This window comes from Micromonospora sp. WMMD710 (assembly GCF_029626045.1).
Classification (GTDB): domain Bacteria; phylum Actinomycetota; class Actinomycetes; order Mycobacteriales; family Micromonosporaceae; genus Micromonospora.
The window spans coordinates 2806433-2827671 of sequence record NZ_JARUBD010000001.1; the positions used below are offsets into that span (position 1 = coordinate 2806433).

A 21239-nucleotide genomic window follows, 5' to 3' on the forward strand; every position below is an offset into this window, starting at 1 on the left:
CGATACGGCCGCCCCTCCGACCCGCCCGGGGCAGGCTTGTGCCTACCCGACAACGGGTGTGAGATCGAGCCGGGTGGGTGAGCCAGCTCACCCACCCGCCCGTTGAGTTCTCGCTGTGCAGCAGACCACCGGAGGATATCGCCGCGCACTCGCCCCGGGCCGCACCCCGTCGCGCGGCGGTCGCCACCCACCACCGGCTGAGGGAGGTGCGCCCCATGGCGCAGAAAAATCAGGAAAAGGGGTCCACCGGCGGCACGCCGGTGGTGACCGAACCCGACCGGGTACGCAACGTGGTGCTCGTCGGGCACTCCGGAGCGGGCAAGACCACCCTGGTCGAGGCGCTGCTCGCCGCCACCGGCACCATCGGCCGGGCGGGCAGCGTGGTCGACGGCACCACCGTCGGCGACCACGACCCGGCAGCGGTACGCCAGCAGCGCTCCGTGAGCCTGTCCTGCGCGCCCCTGCTGCACAACGGCATCAAGGTCAACCTGCTGGACACCCCCGGGTACGCCGACTTCGTCGGCGAACTGCGCGCCGGGCTGCGGGCCGCCGACGCCGCGCTGTTCGTCGTGTCCGCCGCCGGTGGCATGGACGCGGCCACCGTGGCCCTGTGGGAGGAGTGCGCGGCGGTCGACATGCCCCGCGCCGTCGCGGTGGCCCGACTGGACCAGCCCCGCGCCGACTTCGACGAGACCGTGGCGCTGTGCCAGCGGGTCTTCGGCGACAACGTCATGCCCCTGTACCTGCCGATGCTCGGCGACGACGGCGTCTCCACCGAAGGTCTGCTCGGCCTGGTCACCCGCCGCGTCTTCGACTACACCGCCGGGCTCCCCGCCGACGTGCGCGACCCCGACCCGGAGCACCAGCCCGCCATCGACGAGTCCCGCAACGAGCTGATCGAGGGAATCATCGCCGAGAGCGAGGACGAGACCCTCATGGATCGCTACCTCGACGGCGAGGAGATCAGCACCGACGTGCTCATCGACGACCTGGAGAAGGCCGTCGCCCGCGGCCACTTCTACCCCGTCGTACCGGTCTGCGCCGAGACCGGCGTCGGCCTGGACGCGCTGCTGGAGGTGCTGACCGCCGCGTTCCCGTCGCCGCTGGAACACGAACTGCCGGCGGTCACCGGTGTGGACGGCTCACCCCGGCCCCCGCTGACCTGCGACCCGGACGGGCCGCTCGTCGCCGAGGTGGTCAAGACCACCGTCGACCGGCACGTCGGCCGGGTCTCACTGGTCCGGGTCTTCTCCGGCACGCTGCGCCCCGACCAGACCGTACACATCTGCGGGCACGGCATGGCCGAGCGCGGTCACCCCGACCACGACGCCGACGAGCGGGTCGGGCACCTCTACACCCCGCTGGGCGCCACCCTGCGCGAGGTGTCGCTCTGCGTCGCCGGCGACATCTGCGCGATCACCAAATCGGGCAGCGCCGAGACCGGCGACACCGTCTCCGCCAAGGACGACCCGCTGCTGATCGCACCGTGGGAGATGCCGGAGCCTCTGCTGCCGGTCGCGATCGTCGCCCACAGCCGCGCCGACGAGGACGCGCTCGCCCGCAACCTCGCCCGACTCGTCGCCGGCGACCCCACCCTGCGACTCGAACGCAACTCGGAAACCCACCAGCTGGTGCTCTGGTGCATGGGCGAAGCCCACGCCGACGTGGTACTCGACCGGCTCCGCGCCGGCGGTGTCGAACTGGACACCGAACCGGTCAAGGTGTCACTGCGCGAGACCCTCACCGCCCCCGCGAAGGGCCACGGCCGGCACGTCAAGCAGTCCGGCGGCCACGGCCAGTACGCGGTCTGCGACATCGAGGTCGAGCCGCTGCCCCGCGGCGGCGGCTTCGAATTCGTCGACCGGGTCGTCGGCGGCGCCGTGCCGCACAACTACATCCCGTCGGTGGAGAAGGGCGTCCGCGCCCAACTGGAACGCGGCCTGGTCGCCGGCCACCCCGTGGTCGACCTGCGGGTCACCCTCGTCGACGGAAAGGCGCACAGCGTCGACTCGTCCGACGCCGCCTTCCAGACCGCCGGCGCGCTCGCGCTACGCGACGCCGCCGAACGCGGCCAACCGGCACTGCTGGAGCCGATCGACGAGGTCACCATCCGAATCGCGGACGGCTCGGTAGGCACCGTGATGGGCGACCTGTCCGGCCGGCGCGGCCGGGTGCTCGGCACCGAACCCGACCCGGACACCGAGGGTCGCACCCTCGTCCGCGCCGAGGTGCCGGCCATCGAACTGCTCCGGTACGCCGTCGAGCTGCGCTCGATGACCGCCGGCACCGGCACCTTCCGCCGCCACTTCGTCCGCCACGACCCCATGCCCACCCACCTGGCCGACCAGGCCCGCAAAGAACAACTCCCCTAAATCCCACAGCCCCGCCCGCAACCCCGGCTCGGCCCGGCGCGGGTCGGGTCGGGTGAAGCACGCGTCGATCATGGAATCGTGGTGGGCGGAATGTTCATCTGAGCCCTATTTGTGAGGCACCACAACTCCATGATCGACGCGGACGGGCGTAGGGCGCGGGCGGGCTTGCGGCGGGTTGGGTTACGGGTGGGTCAGGGGGTGGGTGGGGCGCGGCCAGTGGGGGCGGTCGGCGTCGCGCAGGGCTGCGGTGCGCAGGGCGGCGAGTTGACGTTCCACCTCGACGAACTGGTCCGCCGGCAGCGGGCCGCGGTGAAGAGCGGCGGCATTCTCCTCGACCTGGGCGACAGTACGGCAGCCCGGGATCGGGATGGTGCGCCCGCTGCGCGCCCAGATCCAGCCCAACGCTCCCTGGGCGAGGGTGCGCCCGTCGGCGGTGAGCGCGGCGCGGACCGCGCCGACGCGGCGCAGCCACTCGGGTGCCGGTCGGCCACCACGGAACCACTCCAGCCAGCCCGGCGCCAGCCCGCGTACGTCGTCTCGGGGAAGCGTCGACGCGGCCGTGTACTTGCCGGTGAGCAGGCCCATCCCGAGTGGCCCCCGGTTGATGCTGGCCAGGTCGTACTTGTCGCAGACCGCGAGCAGGTCGGGGGCGTCGCGGAGCACCGACAGGGTGTGCTGCACGGCGGTGGCGCCGGTCGCGCCGTGCCCGAACGCGGTGGCCCGGTCGGGGCGGTCGGTGCTCCAGCCGTACGCCCGGATGAGGCCCTCGGTGATCAGGTCCTCGCAGGTGCCGACCAGCGCTTGCGCCCGGGGGACCGACAGGTCGGCGAGGTGCAGCTGGTAGAGGTCGATGTGGTCGGTGTCCAGCCGGCGCAGCGAGTCGGTCACGGCACGCCGCAGGTACGCGGGTGACGCGTCCTCCCCGGTGGCCTGGCGGCTCGTCTCGTCGAACGTGTACCCCCACTTGGTGGCGATCACGGCCTCGTCGCGGCGGCCGGCGAGGGCACGGCCGAGCACCCGCTCGCCGTGCCCGGCACCGTACGTGTCGGCGGTGTCGAACAGGGTCACGCCCATGTCGAGCGCTCGGCGTACGGCCCGTACCGACTCGTCGTCGTCGACCGCGCCCCACCCGAGCGGCTGGGTCCCCTCCGCCCAGGGGCCACCGATCGCCCAGCACCCCATGCCGAGGGCGCTGACCTCGATGCCGCTGCGCCCCAACGTCCGTGTCGTGACTGCCATCGGCCGATCGTGCCACCTTCACGGGGTTGGGGCGTAGCAACTCCCGGGGGCGGAAACGCGGGTGCCCGTGAGCGGTCACGGTGCGGCATGATCGGCGGCATGCGACGGCTGGGTGTGGACATCGGCGGCGTGATCATCGAGTCGGCCGACGAGGACGCCGACACGTCCTTCTTCGGCGCGCACTACCTGCGCACGCCGGCCGTCGACGGCGCGTTCGACGCGCTCGCGGCGCTCGGTCCGGCCTTCGACGAGGTGCACCTGGTCTCGAAGTGCGGCGAGGCCACCGAACAGCGGACCAGGGAGTGGCTCGCCCACCACGACTTCGCGGCCCGCACCGGCATCCCGGTCGAGCGGGTGCACTTCTGCCGCACCCGGCCGGACAAGGCGCCGATCGCCCGGCGACTCGGCTTGACCCACTTCGTGGACGACAAGTTGGAGGTGCTCGGCTACCTCGAATCGGTGCCGCACCGCTACCTGTTCCGGCCCCGTCCGGCGCAGGTCGCCACGTACGCCGCGGTGCTTCCACGCGTACACCGGGTGGAGAGCTGGCCGGAGCTGACCCCACTGCTGCTCGCCGACTGACGCCGACCGGCGCGGACGCCGCGCGGGCCGGGCCCGCGGGTCAGGACGGCCAGGCGCGGGCGAGCAGGTCGCGGGTATCGTGCAGTAGCTGCGGCAGAACCTTGGTGCGGCCGATCACCGGCATGAAGTTCGCGTCGCCGCCCCAGCGAGGCACGACGTGCTGGTGCAGGTGCGCGGCGATGCCTGCGCCGGCGACTCCGCCCTGGTTCATGCCCAGGTTGAAGCCGTGCGCGTTGCTCACCTTGCGGATCACCCGCATGGCGTTCTGGGTGTACGAGGCCAGTTCGATGGTCTCCGGCACGTCCAGGTCGGTGTAGTCGGCCACGTGGCGGTACGGGCAGACGAGCAGGTGGCCCGGGTTGTACGGGTAGAGGTTGAGCACCACGAACACGTGCTCGCCGCGGGCCACCACGAGGCTCTCCTCCGGAGGCAGGCCCGGAGCGAGGCAGAACGGGCAGCCGGTGGGCTTCTCGTAGCCGCCCTCGGGCCGGTCCTCCCCGGAGATGTAGGTCATCCGGTGCGGCGTCCAGAGCCGCTCCAGGCCGTCGGCCATGCCACCGCTGTCCGTGTCCCGATGTGCCCCAGTCACGAGCCGATCCTACGGAGCCGCCCGGGCGGGCCGCGACTCCGCCGTCGGGAAACTCCTAGCTACACGTGTTGATGGATTGCTGGTGGACCACGAAAATTGCGGTGGACGGCGACATGATCCGACGGCTCGGCACGTTTCCTCGCGGCACGCCTGCGGCGACGTTCCCATCACGATCAGCAGCAGCTTCCGCAGCTACGCCTGCAGCAGCGCGGTCGGCGGGGCGTCGAACAGTCGGCACCTGCACGGCGCCGCGTGGACCTGATCGGATCCCATCGTTGCGCCGGCTGGCCCAGCAGGCCCGCAACCACGGCTTCGGGCAGTTCCTCGGCTCTGACCGTGAACCTACGGAAGAGCCCTCTCGTTGTATTGCTGTAAGCCTCACCAGCAGCATCGGTAGTCGCGATGACTATTCGCCGAGGAGTTGTAGTGCCCGAAAACAAATTTTCCGAATCGCAGCCCGCCGTCCCGCGGACGAACTTGCCGCAGTCGGCGAGGGCGCAGCGACAGCAGTCGCTGACAGCGCCGGAGTGGGAGTGGATGAGGCGGGGGTCGTACCCGGAGCCGCCGCCGCACCAAGATCCGGCTCCGAGCCAGCGCCCCCGGGAGCTGGCGGCGGGGCAGCCAAACGGGGAGCGGCAACCGCCGCCGCCGCAGCGACAGCAGTCGCTGCCAGAGCCGGAGTGGGAGTGGAGGAGGCGGGGGTCGTACCCGGAGCCGCCGCCGCACCAAGATCCGGCTCTGAGCCAGCGCCTCCGGGAGCTGCCGCCGGAGCAGCCGCTAACGGTGTGGGACCGGGAGCCGCCGCAGCCAAACGGGGAGCGGCAACCGCAGCCGCCGCAGGCGCAGCCACGGCAGTCGCAGTGGCAGTCGCTGCAGACGCTGTCGGGGCAGCGGCAGCAGCCAGTGCGGGGGCGGACGGCGCCGCCGCCGCCGCCGACGCTGCCGCCGCCGCCGCCGCCGCCGACGCCGACGCTGCCGACGCCGCCGCTGACGCCGCCGCTGCGTCAGGCTGCTGCGGCCATGCGTTCGCCCGCCCTAAGAGGGAGGCCGCAACCGGATCAGCGCGGGTTTGGAGGGGAGAGTTCGGGGCGGTACCCGACGAGTTCCGCGCCCCAGCTGGGGGGTAGCGGGTACGCCAAGGGCCCTGGTGCAGCTCCTGGGCGCTGATCCTTCAGGGGTCAGGTCCAGGCGTTGGATCGCCGAGGTACAAGCCGCAGGCGCAGTCGATAGCCCCTTCCGGGGTGCCGACGGGTTGGCCCCTGGGTAGGACGGAGTTTCGTAGCGGTCGTGGCTGGCGAGTTGGCAGTTGTTCGCCCAGGCCGGCCGCGGCTCAGACGTGCCGTCGTCTGCGGATCGTACGGTCCGAACACTGTGGGGTGGCTGCCCGTTGGTAGCCCGATCCGTGGACCAGAGCGGCGAACTGGACGAAGACCGGTTCGAGCAACGACGACGAGGTGGTGGCCTCCCGCGCCGGGGAGGCCACCACCTCCTGGTTCGCACGATCTTGCCGGGCGCGACGGCCCGCGGGCCGCGCGGGCACTTCCGCGCTACTCCGCGGCGGCCGAGGGGCCGATGTTGGTCCGGGTGGTCACCACGTCGAGGACGTGGGTCACCGCCTCAGCGATCGGGACTCCGTTGCGCTGGGAGCCGTCGCGGTAGCGGAAGGAGACCGTGCCGGCGGCCACGTCGTCGTCGCCGGCGATCACCATGAACGGGATCTTCTGCTGCTGGGCGGTGCGGATCTTCTTCTGCATCCGGTCGTCCCCCGCGTCCACCTGCGCGCGGATGCCCTCGGCGCGCAGCGCCGCGACGAAACCGTGCAGGTAGTCGGTGTGGTCCTCGCGGATCGGGATGCCGACCACCTGCACCGGCGCCAGCCAGGCCGGGAAGGCGCCCGCGTAGTGCTCGGTGAGCACCCCGAAGAACCGCTCGATCGACCCGAACAGCGCCCGGTGGATCATGACGGGTCGCTGCCGGGTGCCGTCGGCGGCCTGGTACTCCAGACCGAACCGCTCCGGCTGGTTGAAGTCGACCTGGAGGGTGGACAACTGCCACGTCCGGCCGATCGCGTCGCGCGCCTGCACGGAGATCTTCGGCCCGTAGAACGCCGCGCCGCCCGGGTCGGGCACCAGGTCCAGGCCGGAGGTCTCGGCGGCGGTCCGCAGCGCCTCGGTCGCCTCGGCCCAGTCCTCGTCCGCGCCGATGAACTTGGGCGAGTCGTCGCGGGTCGACAGCTCCAGGTAGAAGTCGTCCAGGCCGTAGTCGCGCAGCAGGTCCAGCACGAAGCTGAGCAGCGTGGTCAGCTCGCCGGCCATCTGCTCGCGGGTGCAGTAGATGTGCGAGTCGTCCTGGGTCAGGCCCCGGACCCGGGTCAGGCCGTGCACCACGCCGGACTTCTCGTACCGGTAGACCGTGCCGAACTCGAACATCCGCAGCGGCAGCTCCCGGTACGACCGCCCGCGCGCCCGGAAGATCAGGTTGTGCATCGGGCAGTTCATGGCCTTGAGGTAGTAGTCCGCGCCCTCCAGCTGCATGGGCGGGAACATGGTGTCCGCGTAGTACGGCAGATGACCGGAGGTCTGGAACAGCTGCGCCTTGGTGATGTGCGGGCTGTTGACGAACTCGTACCCCGCCTCCTCGTGCCGCCGCCGCGAGTAGTGCTCCATCTCCCGGCGGATGATGCCGCCCTTGGGGTGGAACACCGCCAGGCCGGAGCCGATCTCGTCGGGGAAGCTGAACAGGTCCAGGTCCGCACCGAGCTTGCGGTGGTCGCGCCGGGCGGCCTCCTCCAACAGCTTCAGGTACGCCTTGAGCTCGTCGCGGGTCGGCCACGCGGTGCCGTACACCCGCTGCAGTTGGGGGTTCTTCTCCGACCCGCGCCAGTACGCGGCGGCCGAGCGCATCAGCTTGAACGCGCCGATCAGCCGGGTGGTCGGCAGGTGCGGGCCACGGCACAGGTCCGACCAGCAGACCTTGTCCTCCTTGGCGTCGAGGTTGTCGTAGATGGTCAGCTCGCCGCCGCCGACCTCCATCACCTCGTCGGTGTCCAGGCCCTCGCCCTTGACCTCGATCAACTCCAGCTTGAACGGCTCGTCGGCCAGCTCGGCGCGCGCCTCGTCCAGGCTGCCGAAACGGCGACGGCGGAACCGCTGCCCGCTCTTGATGATCTCCTGCATGCGCTTCTCGAGCTTGCTCAGGTCGTCGGGCTGGAACGGCTTGTCGACGTCGAAGTCGTAGTAGAAGCCGTTCTCGATCGGCGGACCGATGCCCAGCTTGGCCTCGGGGAAGACGTCCTGCACGGCCTGCGCCAGCACGTGCGCGGTGGAGTGGCGCAGCACGTTGAGCCCGTCGGGCGAGTCCAGACTGACCGGCTCGACGACGGTCTCCTCGGTCGGCGTCCAGTCCAGGTCGCGCAGCTGACCCTGCGGGTCGCGGACCACGACGATCGCCTTGGGGCCGTTCGCGGGCAGTCCGGCCGCGGCCACCGCGTCGGCCGCCGTGGTCCCGGCGGCGACGACGACGGGGTCGGCCACGGCGGGGGTACGGGGTGCGGACACGGTGACTCCTCCAAGCGGTACGAAACGGTGCCGATCCTCGGCTCCTGCCGATGCTATCGGTCGCCCCGCCGCCGATCGGGAACGGCACCTTCCCAACGACCGACGTTGAACCTTTCGCGCCTCGCAGCCGAACTAGAAGGTGTGGCCGGAAACCGGTGCCGGCCGCGTCGACACGGATGGGGGCACGAGATGGCGAGCACGTACGGCGGTGGCCGCCGGCGGCGGATCGTGGCGGCGACCGCGTTGACGGCCGCTGGGCTGCTGCTCTGGCCCGCGACGGCGTACGCGGCGGACGTGACGACCACCCCGACCGAGGCCCGGCAGGGCGACGCCGTACGGCTGGAGTTCAGCGTGCCGGAGGAGCGGGCCGGGACGAGGACCACGCAGGTCGAGGTCCGGTTGCCGGCCGACGCGCCGGTCGCCGAGGTCTACCCGATGTCGGTGGACGGCTGGGCGCCCCGGATCAGCTCGCGCACCCTGGACAAGCCGGTGGCCGGCATCCACTCCTCCGGGGTGAGCACAGTGACCACCGCGGTGACCTGGGTCCGCGTCGGTGCGGGCGCGCCCGGCCCGGCCCGGCTGGCGCTGTCCATGGGGCCGCTGCCGCAGGCCGAGAAGCTCACCTTCGAGGTCGTCCAGACGTACGCCGACGGCACCGTGGTCCGCTGGGCGGACCCGGGCGGCGCGCACCGGGCCCCGGTGCTCACCCTGCTGCCGGCGGCGGCCGGTGCGCCCGGCCCGGCGGCGCACGGCGGCGGGCACGGCGGCCCGGCGGCCGGTGCGGCGCCCGACGCCGTGGGTGATGCCGGTGCCGCGCAGGCGGACGGCGCTAACGGGGAGTCCGGCAGCGCCGACGCGATGCTCGCCGCCGGGCTGCTGGCCGGCCTGGGCGGCGGCGCGGCGATCGGCTGGCTGGTCAGCCGGTGGCGCCGACGCGACCCGGCCGAGGACGCCGCCCTCGCCGAGGTGACCGGCGACCCGGCCAAGGACACAGCGCCCGCCGAGGTGACCGGTGACCCGGCCGAGGACACAGTGCCGGGCGAAGTGAATGCCAACCCGCACAAGCCCACGACGCCCGCCGAGGTGACCAGCAACGCCGACGAGCGGGCGACCCCCGCCGACCCGACGCCCGCCGACCCGGCGCCCGCCGACCCGGCGCCCGCCGACCCGGCGCCCGCCGTTTCCGCGGCGGCTCGGTGATCCACTCGGGTTCCTGGAAACCGCGGCATCCCCGCCCCAGCCGGACAGCCCGGTGTCCAGGAACCCGAGTCGATCATGCCCAGCGCCGCCGCCAGGACAGGGCCGCTGCGGTCAGAGCCGCCAGGGCCGGGCCGCAGCCAGGGCCGGGCCGCCGCCAGGGCCGGGCCGCCAGGGCCGCCGCGGTCAGGGGGCCCAGGTGGGTAGCGGCTCGCGGGCGGCCAGCCACGACTCGGGCACGCCGCCCGGAGTTCCGACGCCGGTGTACGCCGCCACCACCGCCCCCGCGATGGCGGCCGTGGTGTCCACGTCCCCACCGGCCCGCACGCACGTCCGGATCGCCGCCGGATAGTCGTCGAGGTGGGTGGCGGCGACCCAGAGGGTGAACCCGACGGTGTCCTGGGCGGTCACCCGGGAGCCGTTGCCGAGCGCCGCCACCACGTGCGGCAGCGGTCGGCCGAGCAGTCCGGCTGCCCGGGTCACCCCGCGGTGCACCTCGGTGCCCGGGTCGACCGCGGCGGCGATCCCGGCGAGCAGCCGCTCGGGGGCGGGCCGGTGCCCGTCGAGGCGGGCACGGGCGGCCAGCGCGGCGGCGACCGCCACGGCGACCGCGCCGGCGATTCCCTCCGGGTGCGCGTGGGTCACCTCGGCCGACGCGCGGGCCTGCGCGGCGGCGCGGCCGGTCGAGTCGGCGAAGTAGGCGCCCAGGGGGCCCACCCGCATCGCCGCGCCGTTGCCGCACGAGCCCTGGCCGTCGAAGGCGGACGCGGCGGCCAACGGCCACGGCGTTCCGGTACGGATCAGCCGCAGGATCATCATCGCGCCGGCGCCGTAGCCCCGCTGCGGGGCGCAGCGCTCGGCGAAGGCCAGCGCCAGCCGGTCCCGGTCGATGCCGCCGGACTCGGCCAGCTCGGCGAGGACCGAGCAGGCCATCTCGGTGTCGTCGGTCCACTCCCAGGGTGCCGGGGGCAGCGCGTCCGCGTCGAGATCGGCCGGGGGCGCGCCGGGCAGGAAGTACCGCGCGCCGAGCGCGTCGCCGGTGGAGAGGCCGGCGAGGCTGTCCCGGGCGAGCGCCAGGCGGGCATCGACGAACAGGGTGAACGACATCGTCGTTCCAGCTTGCCCGCTTCCCAGGTACGTCGCAACGCGATCAACTTGCCAGGCCAAGTACGGTCTTGTCGTGGCCTCCGTGCTCCTGGTCGAAGACGATCACGTCGTACGCGGCGCGATGCTGCGGTCCCTCACCGACCGAGGGCACGCCGTGCACGCCGTGGGTACGGCGCTGGACGCCCTGCGCCGGGTCGCCGCGGAGACACCCGACCTGGTGGTGTTGGACCTGGGTCTGCCCGACCTGGACGGCTCGGATGCGCTGCGGATGCTGCGCGGCATCACCGATGTGCCGATCATCATCGCCACCGCCCGTGACGACGAGCAGTCGGTGGTGAAGCTGCTGCGCGCCGGCGCCGACGACTACATGGTGAAGCCGTTCACCGGCGCGCACCTGGACGCGCGGATCACCACCGTGCTGCGGCGGGCCGGGCGGGCGAGCCGTACGGTGCAGCCCGCGGTGCACGTCGTCGGCGGTCTACGGGTGGACGTCGGTGAGCGCAGCGCACAGCTCGACGGGGAGCCGCTGGCGCTGACCCGCAAGGAATTCGACCTGCTGGCGTATCTCGCCGCACGACCCGGGCGGGTAGTGTCCCGCCGGGAGCTCTTGGAGGAGGTATGGCGTCAGCCATCGGTCGGCGAGGATCAGACCATCGACGTTCACCTGTACTGGCTGCGCCGAAAGATGGGCGAGTCCGCGGCGAAGCCACGCTACCTGCGCACCGTGCGGGGGGTCGGGTTCCGGCTGGTGGCGCCGGACTGAGGTCGGCGCTGGCCCTGCTCACGGCCGGCATGTGCAGTCTCGTCGCGCTCGCCTTCCTGATCCCCCTGGGGCTCAGCCTGCGTGAGCAGAGCCGCCAGGAGGCGATCGCCGAGGCGGCCCGACGCAGCGCGCTGGTGACCGGTGCGCTGGCGGTGAGCATCGACCCGGCGGTCGTCGAGCGGGCCGTGGTGGCCAGCGCCGAGGGCGCGCCGACCCGGCCGGTGGTGCACGGGTTGGGGCTGGACGAGTCCGCTGGCCGGGCCGACGGCACCGACCTGGACCAGGCCCGCGCCGACCGGCGTTCGCTGGTCGCCGACGTCGACGGCGGGGTGGTCCGGCTCGACCCGGTGGTGCTGGGTGACCGGACGGCGGTGGTCGAGGTGTTCGTGCCCGACTCGACGCTGGACGAGGGTGCCGGCGGCACCTGGCTGTTGTTGTTCGCGGTGGGTGCGGCGATGGCCGGCGCGGCGGTGCTGGTGGTCGACCGGGTCGCCGCCCGTGCGGTGGACTCGACCCGTGGGCTGGTGAAGGCCGCCCTGTCGATCGGCGACGGCGACCTCGGGGTACGCGTGGAGCCGACCGGCCCACGGGAGCTGGCCGAGGCCGGGCACGCCTTCAACCGGATGGCCGACCGGCTGGACGCGGCGCGCACCGACGAGCGGGAGCTGGTGGCCGACCTGTCGCACCGGCTGCGTACCCCGTTGACCGTGCTGCGGCTGGACGCGGAGGCGTTGGAGTCCGACGACACGAGCGTGGGTTCGTTCTCCGAGGCCGAGCTGGACCGGCGGCGCGGGATCCGGCGGATCCGGCAGGCGATCGTCACCCTGGAGGGTGAGATCGACGTGCTGATCAAGACCACCCGCAAGGCGGTGGCGCACGAGGCCGGGCCGGCGATGTGCGACGTCAGCGAGGTGGTCCGGGACCGGATGGTGTTCTGGGCGGCCCTGGCCGGTGACCAGAACCGGCCGCAGCGGGTGACCGGCGCGCAGCTGCGTATTCCGGCGCCGGTGCCGCGCGCCGAGCTGGCCGCCGCGCTGGACGCGGTGATCGGCAACGTGTTCCGCTACACGCCGCAGGGCACCGCGTTCGAGGTGGCGGTGTCCCGCCGCGACGGGTACGTGGCGATCCGGATCGACGATGCCGGCCCCGGCATCGCCAACCCGGACCGCGCGCTGCGGCGGGGGGCCAGCGACCAGGGTTCGACCGGGCTCGGGCTGGACATCGCCAAACGGGTGGCGTTGCAGGCCAACGGATCGGTGAGCATCGACCGGGCCCGCCTCGGCGGGGCGAGCGTGGTGATGCTGCTCGCCGACCCGGAGGCGACACCACGGCAGGTCAGCCGCTTCGGCCTGGTGGGTCGGATGGCGCGGGACGTTCGGGAGCAGAAGGCCAGTGGCCGACGCTGGCCCCGGCAGCGCCCCACCGACGGCTGAACCCCCGGGCTGTGCCCCGGCGCAAGTCTTCCTTAGATCGCGGTTAACGACCGAGGTGGATCAGCCGCGAGCTGACAGGATCAACGCACGAACCCACCAGTTCCACCGACCACCGCACCGTGCACCCACCGGTCGGTGGAGCCGCGCGCGCGGCGGGAGTCACAGGTCCCCCCACACCCATGCTCCCGCCGCGCGCCCTGCTCCCTCGACCCGCTCAGCCGGCGGTGGTGAGGTACGCGTCGATCTCGTCGGTGATCCGCTGCTTACCGGCCGGGTCCAGGAAGGACGCGGTCACCGCGTTGCGGGCCAGCCCGGCCAGCCCCTGCGGGCCCGCGCCGAGCAGCCGGGCCGCCACCGCGTACTCGTCGTTGAGGGTGGTGCCGAACATCGGCGGGTCGTCGGAGTTGATGGTGACCAGCAGGCCGGCCTCGACGAGTCGGGGCAGCGGGTGCTCGTCGAGGCTGGCCACGGCCCGGGTCCGCACGTTGGAGGTCGGGCAGATCTCCATCCCGATCTGCCGCTCCGCGAGGTACGCGAGCAGCTCCGGATCCTGGGCGGCGGAGATGCCGTGGCCGATCCGCTCGGCGCCCAGCTCGCGCAGCGCGTCCCAGACGGTCTGCGGGCCGGTGGTCTCCCCGGCGTGCGGCACCGAGCGCAGGCCGGCCGCCCTGGCCTGGTCGAAGTAGGGCCGGAACTGCGGCCGGGGTACGCCGATCTCCGGGCCGCCCAGTCCGAAGCTGATCAGCCCGTCCGGGCGCTCCTCCAGCGCGATGCGCAGCGTCTCCTCGGCCGCCGGCAGGCCGGCCTCGCCGGGGATGTCGAAGCACCAGCGCAGCTCGATGCCGAAGTCGTCCAGGGCGCGCTTGCGGGCGTCCTCGATCGCCTCGCAGAACGCCGGTGCGGGGATGCCCCGACGCACGTGCGAGTACGGGGTGATGGTCAGCTCCGCGTACCGGACCTGCTGGCGGGCCAGCTCCCGGGCGACCTCGTGGGTGAGGATCCAGACGTCGTCGGGGTCGCGGATGAGGTCGACGACGCTGAGGTAGACCTCGATGAAGTGCGCGAAGTCGCGGAACTCGAAGTAGTCGACGAGCGCCGCCGGGTCGGCCGGCACCGGGGTGCGGCCCTCGTGCCGGGCGGCCAGCTCGGCGACGATGCGGGGCGAGGCGGAGCCGACGTGGTGCACGTGCAGCTCCACCTTGGGCAGGCCGGCGATGAAGGTGGGCAGGTCGGTCACAGATTCTCCTCGGCACGGTCGCCGGTGTGCGCGACGACGAAGACGCGGCGGAACGGGAAGTACACCTGACCCTGCCGTACCGGGTAGGCGGCGGTGAGCCGTACCCCCAGCTCGGCGCGGAAGGCCGACCAGCCGGCGGCGTCCAGCGCGGCCCGGACCGGGCGCAGCGCGGTGCCCTCCATCCAGGCCAGCACCGGGTGGTCGGCGGCAGGCGGGGCCGGCAGCAGGTGCACGTAGGTAGTCTCCCAGGCGTCCACGGAGCAGCCGGCGGCGGTCAGGAGCGCGGCGTAGTCGGCCGGGTCGTCGACCGGGTCGGCGCGCTGCAGCGGGGCCAGCTCGGCGCGCCAGGCGGGGAGGTCGGCGACCTCGCGCAGCGCCCGGTGGGAGGGGGCGTCGAAGTTGCCGGGGACCTGCATGGCGAGCCACGCGCCGGAGGGTAGCTCGGCGGCCCAGCGGCGGAGCAGCTCCTGATGGCCGGGCACCCACTGGAGCACGGCATTGGTGAGCAGCACGTCCTCGTCGCCGGCCGGCCGCCAGTCGCGCACGTCGGCGACGGCGAAGTCGACCGGGGTGTCCAGGGCGGCGGCCCGGTCGATCATCTCGGGCGAGGAGTCGAGGCCGATCACCCGGCTCGCCGGCCAGCGCTCGGCGAGGGTGGCGGTGAGCTGGCCGGGGCCGCAGCCGAGGTCGACGACGCTGCGGGGTCGTTCGGCCGGGATCCGGGCGACCAGGTCGTGAAACGGTCGGGAGCGCTCGTCCGCGTAGCGCAGGTACGTCGTCGGATCCCACATCGTCGCCTCCCAAACCGTACGTCCGTCTTGCTTAAGGTACGGCTCACGTGGCAGCCCGGCAAGGTGATGTCTAGGCTCGGGGAATGGAACAGCGCAGCTTCAACCGGCTCGGCCGGACCGTCGGAGTGGTCGGCCTGGGCGCCTGGCAGCTCGGCGCCGACTGGGGCACCGTCAGCGAGGCCGACGCGATGGCGGTGCTCAGCGCCGCCGTCGACGCCGGAGTCACCTTCCTCGACACCGCCGACGTGTACGGCGACGGCCGCAGCGAGCAGCTCATCGGCCGTTTCCTGCGCTCCCGCCCGGACGCCGGACTGACCGTCGCCACCAAGATGGGCCGCCGCGTCGAACAGCGGCCGGAGGCGTACACCCTGGCCAACTTCCGGCAGTGGACCGACCGGTCCCGGGCCAACCTCGGGATGGACACACTGGACCTGGTCCAGCTGCACTGCCCGCCCACCGCCGTCTTCGCCTCCGACGAGGTCTTCGACGCCCTGGACACCCTCGTCGCCGAGAAGGCCATCGCCGGGTACGGGGTCAGCGTCGAGACCTGCGACCAGGCGCTCACCGCCATCGCCCGACCGGGCGTGGCCAGCGTCCAGATCATTCTGAACGCGGTGCGCCACAAGCCGCTGGAGCGTGTCCTGCCGGCGGCCTCGGCGGCCGGGGTCGGCATCATCGCCCGGGTGCCGTTGGCCAGCGGCCTGCTCTCCGGCCGCTACGACGAGCACACCGAGTTCCCCGCCGACGACCACCGCAACTACAACCGGCACGGTGCGGCGTTCGACGTGGGCGAGACGTTCTCCGGCGTCGACTACGACCGGGGCCTGGCCGCCGTACGCCGGCTCGCGCCGCTGGTCGACGCGGACCGCACGATGGCGCAGTTCGCCCTCCGCTGGGTGCTGGACCAGGCCGGGGTCACCGTCGTCATCCCCGGCGCCCGCGACGCCGACCAGGCGCGACGCAACGCCGCCACGGCGGCCCAGTCGCCGCTCACACCCGCTCAACTGGCCGGGGTACGCGAGGTCTACGACGAGCTGATCCGCCCGCAGGTGCACGACCGGTGGTGACGCGATGAGGGGTTGGCTGACGCTCACCCTCGGCCTGCTGGCGGTCGTGATCGGTGCGGTGTGGACGGTGCAGGGTCTCGGCTACGTCAGCGGCAGCGTGATGACCGACGAGCGGCTCTGGGCGCTGCTCGGCCCGGCCGTGGCGCTGGCCGGGTTCGTGGTGATCTGGCTCGGCCTGCGGTCACGCCGTCGAGGCTGACGTCGCGCCGTCGAGGCTGACCTGGGCCGGCGGGCTCGGCGAGCGCGACCGGTGAGGGCTCGTTCGGTGCCTGTCGAGCTGCCCCGGATGTGGGGCACCGGCGGCGCGTGCGGCAGGGCCGGCACGGTCCCGCCGCCGGGAGGCGGTGGGGTTGCGATACTTCGGCACGGGCGACGCGGCAGCACGGGCGACGCGGCAGCACGGGCGACGCGGCAGCACGGGCAGCGCGAGCAGCACGGGCGACGCGGCAGCACGGGCAGCGCGAGCAGCACGGGCAGCGCGAGCAGCACGGGCAGCGCGAGCAGCACGGGCAGCGCGAGCAGCACGGGCAGCGCGAGCAGCACGGGCAGCGCGAGCAGCACGGGCAGCGCGAGCAGCACGGGCAGCGCGAGCAGCACGGGCAGCGCGAGCAGCACGGGCAGCGCGAGCAGCACGGGCAGCAAACGGCACGGGGCGACGCTTCGGCACGGGCGACGCGGGCAGCGGGGGTGTCCGCTGTCCGGCCGACGATGGGGTGCCTGCCGTGTCCGCCCGGTCCCGCCCCACCTGCGGGGCAGCTCGACAGGCACCGAGGGACACCTTGGCTACCCGGGGCACGACGGCGGACGTGGAACAGCCCCGCATCCCTCACGGGATGCGGGGCTGCACAACGACCCCTGGCCGGATCGTCCCACTGGCCGGCGGGGGCCGGCCACACTACTCAGATGGGACGGACCTGCTCAGCCTGCGGGCCCTTCTGACCCTGAGCGATCTCGAACTCCACCCGCTGGTTCTCCTCCAGCGTGCGGTAGCCGCTGGTCTGGATGGCCGAGAAGTGGACGAACACGTCAGCACCCCCGCCGTCGACGGTGATGAAGCCGAAGCCCTTGTCAGCGTTGAACCACTTCACGGTTCCCTGCGCCATGTGTATCTCCTTCTAAAACTGGCGGCCGTGCACGCCGTGCGGCCGATTGGCCGTTTTCCGAGCAGCGGTGTCTGAGGCGGCCCCACAAAGGAGACTTCTCTCAACCCACGCCATCTCGCAACAGCGGGGACAGCAAATCACGTACGCAAAAACTCTGCACGACCTCTCCGACGAATTTCTCCGACATGTGACCTGACGGATGCCCGAGATCGCTGGGCGTCGTGCTGCGCCGTGCGAAAGGCCCCCTTCCCGTCGATGCGGGAAGGGGGCCGATGTCGATGCGTTGGTCAGTCCGGCCACTGGCCGGTCATCCGGCGGACGCCGACCGCTCCGCCCCGGTCCACGGCTGCCCGGACCACCGCGAAGATGGCGCCCTGCAGTGCCGCGGCGGCCAGGATCTCGCCCCAACCGCGGTCCTCGTCAGTGGCGTTGGGTGCCTCACCATCGCCCGCGGTCACCTTCCAGACCTGCCGGAAGATCGCGCCCGCCACCGTACCCGCGGCGATGCCCAACAGGACGCCGACCGGCCGGTACGCGACCCTGCCGATGCTCTTGCTCACCTACGCCTCCCCCGCACGATCATCAGCACCACCACGGCGGCCACCGCTCCGGCGGCGATCGTCGCCCACGGCACCGGGTTACGCCGAACCATCCCGCCCTTGTCGTACGCCTGCGCCCGCACATCCTCGGCGTGGCGCACGGCCTGCCCGCGGACCCGGGCCACGGTCTGCGCCGCCTGCTCGCGCACCCGCTCCCGTGCCTGACCGGCGGACTCCTTCAGGCGCGCCTTGACATCCGCCTTGGCGGCCAGCGCCTCCATCGTCTCGCCCAACTCCACCCGGGTACGACGGATCTCCTCACGGAGCGCCTCCGTGTCGCCGGTCCCGTTGCCCGTCATGCCCGACCCCTGTCCTTCACCGCGGCAGCGACAGTGTCCACGTCTGCCCGCAGGCTGCGCACCGTCGCCGCCGGGACCGGCGGGACCGCGCGGCTGACCTGCTTCTTGCCCACCAGGGCGAGGATGCCGGCGACCAGGAAACAGGCCACCGCCACGATCAGCGCGGCGGCCCAGGCGGGCAGCACCAGGTCGAGCAGCAGGATCGCCGTGGCGACCAGCGCGCCCAGGCCGAAGAACGCCAGCGCTCCGCCGCCGCCGAACAGGCCGATGCCGATGCCGGCGTGCTTGCCCTTCTGGGTCAACTCCGCACGGGCCAGCGTCAGTTCGTCCCGGATCAGGCGGGAGACCTGCTCGGTGGCTCGCTGCACCAGCTCGGCGGTGGAGGGCTCGCTCCCGTTGCGGGATGTGCGGGCGTTCGCCACGTCAGCCATGCTGTCCTCCTTTCCTCATCACCGCGCTGTATGCCCGGAGTCGCCGCCCGTCAATCCTAAAGCGCGCCGAGCAGCTCGCCGTCCCTGTCGTCCGGTCGCCGCGCCGCCAATCCGACGGCGGCCTCCCGACCGGAGAAGAGATGACCGGCAGCAGATCCCCCGCCCAAGCGAGCCCAAACCTCCCACCCCACCTCGACCAGGGCGGTTGATCATGAGGTTGGCGGGCGTGACACGCCGAGGCGGACCTCGTCAACCTCATGATCAACGCGGGCCCGGGGGCGGGGTGGGGTGGGGTGGGGTGGGGGGTTAGGGGCGGGTTTCTTCGGGGCCTACGAAGGCTTCGCTGCGGGCGTCGCCGTCGTCGCTGCCGCCGAAGACGCGGGCGTCGTCGGGGGCCTCGGTGTCGGTCGGGCGGCGTGCCGGCAGCCTCGGCTGCACCCACTGCCAGGGCAGGTTGCTGCTGGCGTCGCCGAGTTCGGTACGCATCCGGGGCATCGCGGTGGGACGGTTGTCCCGGATCCAGCCCACCAGGTGCTCGCGGACGAGGGCGCGCAGGTCCCACAGGCTGCCCGCGTCGGCGGCGCTGACCAGCGCGCGCATCCGCACCATCCCGCCGGTGGCGTCGGTGACCTGCAGGACGCAGACCCGGCCGTCCCACAGCTCGGTGCCCTCCACCAGGCGGCGCAGTTCCTCCCGCATGGCCTGCACCGGCACCGCCCAGTCGACGTCGAACTCGGCGGTGCCGAGCACTGCCGCCTCGGTACGCGTCCAGTTCTGGAACGGCTTGCTGGTGAAGTACGAGGTGGGCAGGATCAGCCGCCGGTCGTCCCAGATCTGCACGACCACGTAGCTGAGGGTCAGCTCCTCGATGCGACCCCACTCCCCCTCGACGACCACCACGTCGTCGAGGCGGACCGCGTCGCTGAAGGCGAGTTGCAGGCCGGCGAAGACGTTGCCGAGCAGGCTCTGCGCGGCGAGGGCGGCCACCACACCGACCACACCGGCGGAGGTCAGCACGCCGGCGCCGATGCCGCGCACACTCGGGAACGTCATCAGCATCACGCCGACGGTCAGGATGACGATCACCGCGATGGTGAGTCGGCGCAGCATCACCACCTGGGTGCGTACGCGCCGGGCGTGCCGGTTGTCCGGTACGTCGACCCGGAACCGGGCCAGCGCGGTGTCCTCCACGACGATCAGCAGCGAGGCGACCAGCCAGGCCGTGGTGGCGATGACGGCGAGGATGAGCAGGTGCAGCGTCAGCCGGCGCCAGCTGTGGCCGACCGCGTACCCGGTGCTGAAACGGACGGCGAACTGGACGGCCAGGACCGTCGCGGCGACCTGGAACGGGCGGTGCGCGTGGTCGGTCAGCTCGGTCATCAACAACGACCGGCGGCCGAACCGGCGGGTGAGCCGGTGGACGACCTCGACCAGGAAGAGCGCGACCGCCGCCGCGGCGAGCGCGGCGACGGCCGTCGTCAGGTAACTCTGCACGGGTTCGGTGCTTCCCTTCGACCAGGCGGCGGCGCTTCGGGCAAAAGCCCAATAGTGCCCCGCGCCCGCGGAATCGACCAGCTCAGACCTTGCGGTACCGGGACTGGAGGAAGCAGAAGAGGCCGAAGGCGGCGATGCCCAGGGCGACCAGGGTCAGCAGGAACGTGCCGTACGACTGCTCGCGCAGCGTGTGCAGCGCGGCGTCCAGACCACGGGCCTTCTCCGGGTCGTAGTTCACCGCCGCCACGATGATCAGCAGGCCGGAGATGCCGTACGCGATGCCCTTGGCCACGTACCCCGCCATGCCGAGGCGGCGGGCGAGCGTGCGGGTCTTCGGGCTCATCTCGCCGGTCTTGAGGTGCTTCTCGAACCGCTTGACGATGCCGTAGATCACCAGACCGACGCCGATCGCGGCGAGCACCAGCCCGGCCAGGCCGACCAGCCAGCGGCCACCGCTGGAGGTCATCAGCTTGCCGGTCAGCGCCTCCTGCTGGTCCGCGCTGTTCGACCCGGCGTCGGAGAAGACCTTGAACGCGGTCCAGGCGAAGTAGAGGTAGACGATGGTGCGGCCGGCCGAGGCGAGCCGCTCGACGACCCGCTCCCTGCCCCGCTCGGCGCGGTGCCCGACCGCCGCCTCCAGCGCCTGCCAGATCGCCATGGCGAGCAGGCCCACCGCAGTGGCGATGACCAGGAACTTGCCGAGCGGTTGTTCGGAGAGGGTCCGCAGCGCGCCGGACTGGTCGCCGTCGTCGGACGACGTGCCGAACGCGATCTGCAACGCCAGCCAGGCGAAGAGCAGGTGGACGATGCCGTAGCCGATGAAGCCGGCCCGGGCGAGAAATTCCAGCCACCGGCTGTCCGCCGTACGGGAGGCGGTGGCTTCGGCGCTACGGGTGAGTGACATGGCGCCACAATCTCCGAATTTGTTGATCCCCAAACGTCGGCCACCGCCGCCCGACCAGGTCAGTTGCCCGGATTGCGGGAAACGCGGATCTTGACCTGCTGGTCGGTGACGCTGTCCAGCGTGACCGCGAAGCCGCCGGCCTCGGTGGCCTGCTGCCCGGTGGTGAGGGTGAGCTGCTCGCCGGCGACCTCGACGGTCACCTGGTCACCCTCGGCGCCGACCAGCTTGGCCTCGACGCCGAGAATGGTGGCGCTCGCGTCGACACCCCGCTCGAAGGTGACCGTGCAGGCGTCCAGCCCGCAGTCGGTGGAGGCGCCCTGGGAGCTGCAGCCGGCCAGCACGGCGAGGCCGAGCGCCAGACCGGCGAACAGGCCGGCGGCGCGGCGGGCGGGGGGCATCGGGATGGTGGCGGGTCGGTTCGTCACCTCGCCAAGGGTACGAGACGTCCGCGACGCCCAGCCACCAGTGAGCGCCG

20 protein-coding genes are annotated in these 21239 nt (G+C 72.6%); 7 read left to right on the forward strand and 13 right to left on the reverse strand.

Annotated elements, in window-relative coordinates; genetic code table 11:
- Window positions 1-215 precede the first annotated feature (215 nt).
- Window positions 216-2372, forward strand: coding sequence for an elongation factor G-like protein EF-G2 (locus tag O7620_RS12845; protein WP_278123197.1), 2157 nt, complete (start codon window positions 216-218; stop codon window positions 2370-2372).
- 180 nt (window positions 2373-2552) lie between these two features.
- Here the strand turns inward: O7620_RS12845 and O7620_RS12850 are convergent, their stop codons facing one another.
- On the reverse strand, window positions 2553-3611 hold the full coding sequence (locus O7620_RS12850) for an aldo/keto reductase (RefSeq protein ID WP_278123198.1): 1059 nt from the start codon (window positions 3609-3611) through the stop codon (window positions 2553-2555).
- 99 nt (window positions 3612-3710) lie between these two features.
- On the opposite strand from O7620_RS12850, the gene O7620_RS12855 reads away from it, so the two are divergent.
- Window positions 3711-4193, forward strand: a complete 483-nt coding sequence (locus O7620_RS12855; RefSeq protein ID WP_278123199.1) for a hypothetical protein — start codon at window positions 3711-3713, stop codon at window positions 4191-4193.
- 40 nt (window positions 4194-4233) lie between these two features.
- Here the strand turns inward: O7620_RS12855 and O7620_RS12860 are convergent, their stop codons facing one another.
- Both O7620_RS12860 and thrS read right to left on the reverse strand, forming a co-directional pair.
- Window positions 4234-4746: an HIT domain-containing protein gene (locus O7620_RS12860; protein ID WP_278126984.1), complete on the reverse strand. Its 513-nt coding sequence runs from the start codon at window positions 4744-4746 to the stop codon at window positions 4234-4236.
- A gap of 1583 nt (window positions 4747-6329) precedes the next feature.
- A complete protein-coding gene (gene thrS, locus O7620_RS12865; protein WP_151491918.1) occupies window positions 6330-8339 on the reverse strand; it encodes a threonine--tRNA ligase in 2010 nt (669 codons plus the stop codon).
- 189 nt (window positions 8340-8528) lie between these two features.
- On the opposite strand from thrS, the gene O7620_RS12870 reads away from it, so the two are divergent.
- On the forward strand, window positions 8529-9539 hold the full coding sequence (locus O7620_RS12870; protein WP_278123200.1) for a DUF1775 domain-containing protein: 1011 nt from the start codon (window positions 8529-8531) through the stop codon (window positions 9537-9539).
- Between the two features lie 183 nt (window positions 9540-9722).
- On the opposite strand, the gene O7620_RS12875 is transcribed toward O7620_RS12870, so the two are convergent.
- Window positions 9723-10643: an ADP-ribosylglycohydrolase family protein gene (locus O7620_RS12875; RefSeq protein ID WP_278123201.1), complete on the reverse strand. Its 921-nt coding sequence runs from the start codon at window positions 10641-10643 to the stop codon at window positions 9723-9725.
- A gap of 73 nt (window positions 10644-10716) precedes the next feature.
- Here O7620_RS12875 and O7620_RS12880 point away from each other — a divergent pair, with 73 nt between their 5' ends.
- Entirely contained in the window at window positions 10717-11406 is a 690-nt protein-coding gene (locus tag O7620_RS12880; RefSeq protein WP_278123202.1) for a response regulator transcription factor, read from the forward strand.
- Between the two features lie 29 nt (window positions 11407-11435).
- Window positions 11436-12839, forward strand: a complete 1404-nt coding sequence (locus O7620_RS12885; protein ID WP_278123203.1) for a HAMP domain-containing sensor histidine kinase — start codon at window positions 11436-11438, stop codon at window positions 12837-12839.
- Window positions 12840-13053: 214 nt separating this feature from the next.
- Here the strand turns inward: O7620_RS12885 and O7620_RS12890 are convergent, their stop codons facing one another.
- On the reverse strand, window positions 13054-14076 hold the full coding sequence (locus tag O7620_RS12890) for an adenosine deaminase (protein WP_278123204.1): 1023 nt from the start codon (window positions 14074-14076) through the stop codon (window positions 13054-13056).
- Window positions 14073-14867: a trans-aconitate 2-methyltransferase gene (locus O7620_RS12895; RefSeq protein ID WP_278123205.1), complete on the reverse strand. Its 795-nt coding sequence runs from the start codon at window positions 14865-14867 to the stop codon at window positions 14073-14075. The genes O7620_RS12890 and O7620_RS12895 overlap by 4 nt, the downstream gene beginning before the upstream one ends.
- Before the next feature lie 83 nt (window positions 14868-14950).
- On the opposite strand from O7620_RS12895, the gene O7620_RS12900 reads away from it, so the two are divergent.
- Complete coding sequence (locus tag O7620_RS12900; RefSeq protein WP_151491924.1) at window positions 14951-15934, forward strand: aldo/keto reductase; 984 nt, start codon at window positions 14951-14953, stop codon at window positions 15932-15934.
- A gap of 4 nt (window positions 15935-15938) precedes the next feature.
- Window positions 15939-16133 carry a hypothetical protein gene (locus tag O7620_RS12905; protein WP_151491925.1) on the forward strand — a complete coding sequence of 65 codons (195 nt, stop codon included), beginning with the start codon at window positions 15939-15941 and terminating at the stop codon, window positions 16131-16133.
- Window positions 16134-16833: 700 nt separating this feature from the next.
- Here O7620_RS12905 and O7620_RS12910 read toward each other — a convergent pair.
- From O7620_RS12910 to O7620_RS12940, 7 genes are all read right to left on the reverse strand, one after another.
- Window positions 16834-17037 (reverse strand): cold-shock protein, encoded by a 204-nt coding sequence (locus O7620_RS12910; protein ID WP_007075740.1) that lies wholly within the window; start codon window positions 17035-17037, stop codon window positions 16834-16836.
- A 287-nt stretch (window positions 17038-17324) separates the two neighbouring features.
- Window positions 17325-17597, reverse strand: coding sequence for a DUF4235 domain-containing protein (locus O7620_RS12915; protein ID WP_151491926.1), 273 nt, complete (start codon window positions 17595-17597; stop codon window positions 17325-17327).
- On the reverse strand, window positions 17594-17935 hold the full coding sequence (locus tag O7620_RS12920) for a DUF3618 domain-containing protein (protein WP_151491927.1): 342 nt from the start codon (window positions 17933-17935) through the stop codon (window positions 17594-17596). The genes O7620_RS12915 and O7620_RS12920 overlap by 4 nt, the downstream gene beginning before the upstream one ends.
- Window positions 17932-18366 carry a phage holin family protein gene (locus O7620_RS12925; RefSeq protein ID WP_278123206.1) on the reverse strand — a complete coding sequence of 145 codons (435 nt, stop codon included), beginning with the start codon at window positions 18364-18366 and terminating at the stop codon, window positions 17932-17934. Before O7620_RS12925 ends, O7620_RS12920 begins: the two co-directional genes overlap by 4 nt.
- Before the next feature lie 306 nt (window positions 18367-18672).
- On the reverse strand, window positions 18673-19860 hold the full coding sequence (locus tag O7620_RS12930; RefSeq protein ID WP_278123207.1) for a mechanosensitive ion channel family protein: 1188 nt from the start codon (window positions 19858-19860) through the stop codon (window positions 18673-18675).
- 82 nt (window positions 19861-19942) lie between these two features.
- Window positions 19943-20764: a DUF1206 domain-containing protein gene (locus tag O7620_RS12935; RefSeq protein WP_278123208.1), complete on the reverse strand. Its 822-nt coding sequence runs from the start codon at window positions 20762-20764 to the stop codon at window positions 19943-19945.
- A gap of 59 nt (window positions 20765-20823) precedes the next feature.
- Window positions 20824-21162, reverse strand: a complete 339-nt coding sequence (locus O7620_RS12940; protein WP_151490925.1) for a hypothetical protein — start codon at window positions 21160-21162, stop codon at window positions 20824-20826.
- Window positions 21163-21239 lie beyond the last annotated feature (77 nt).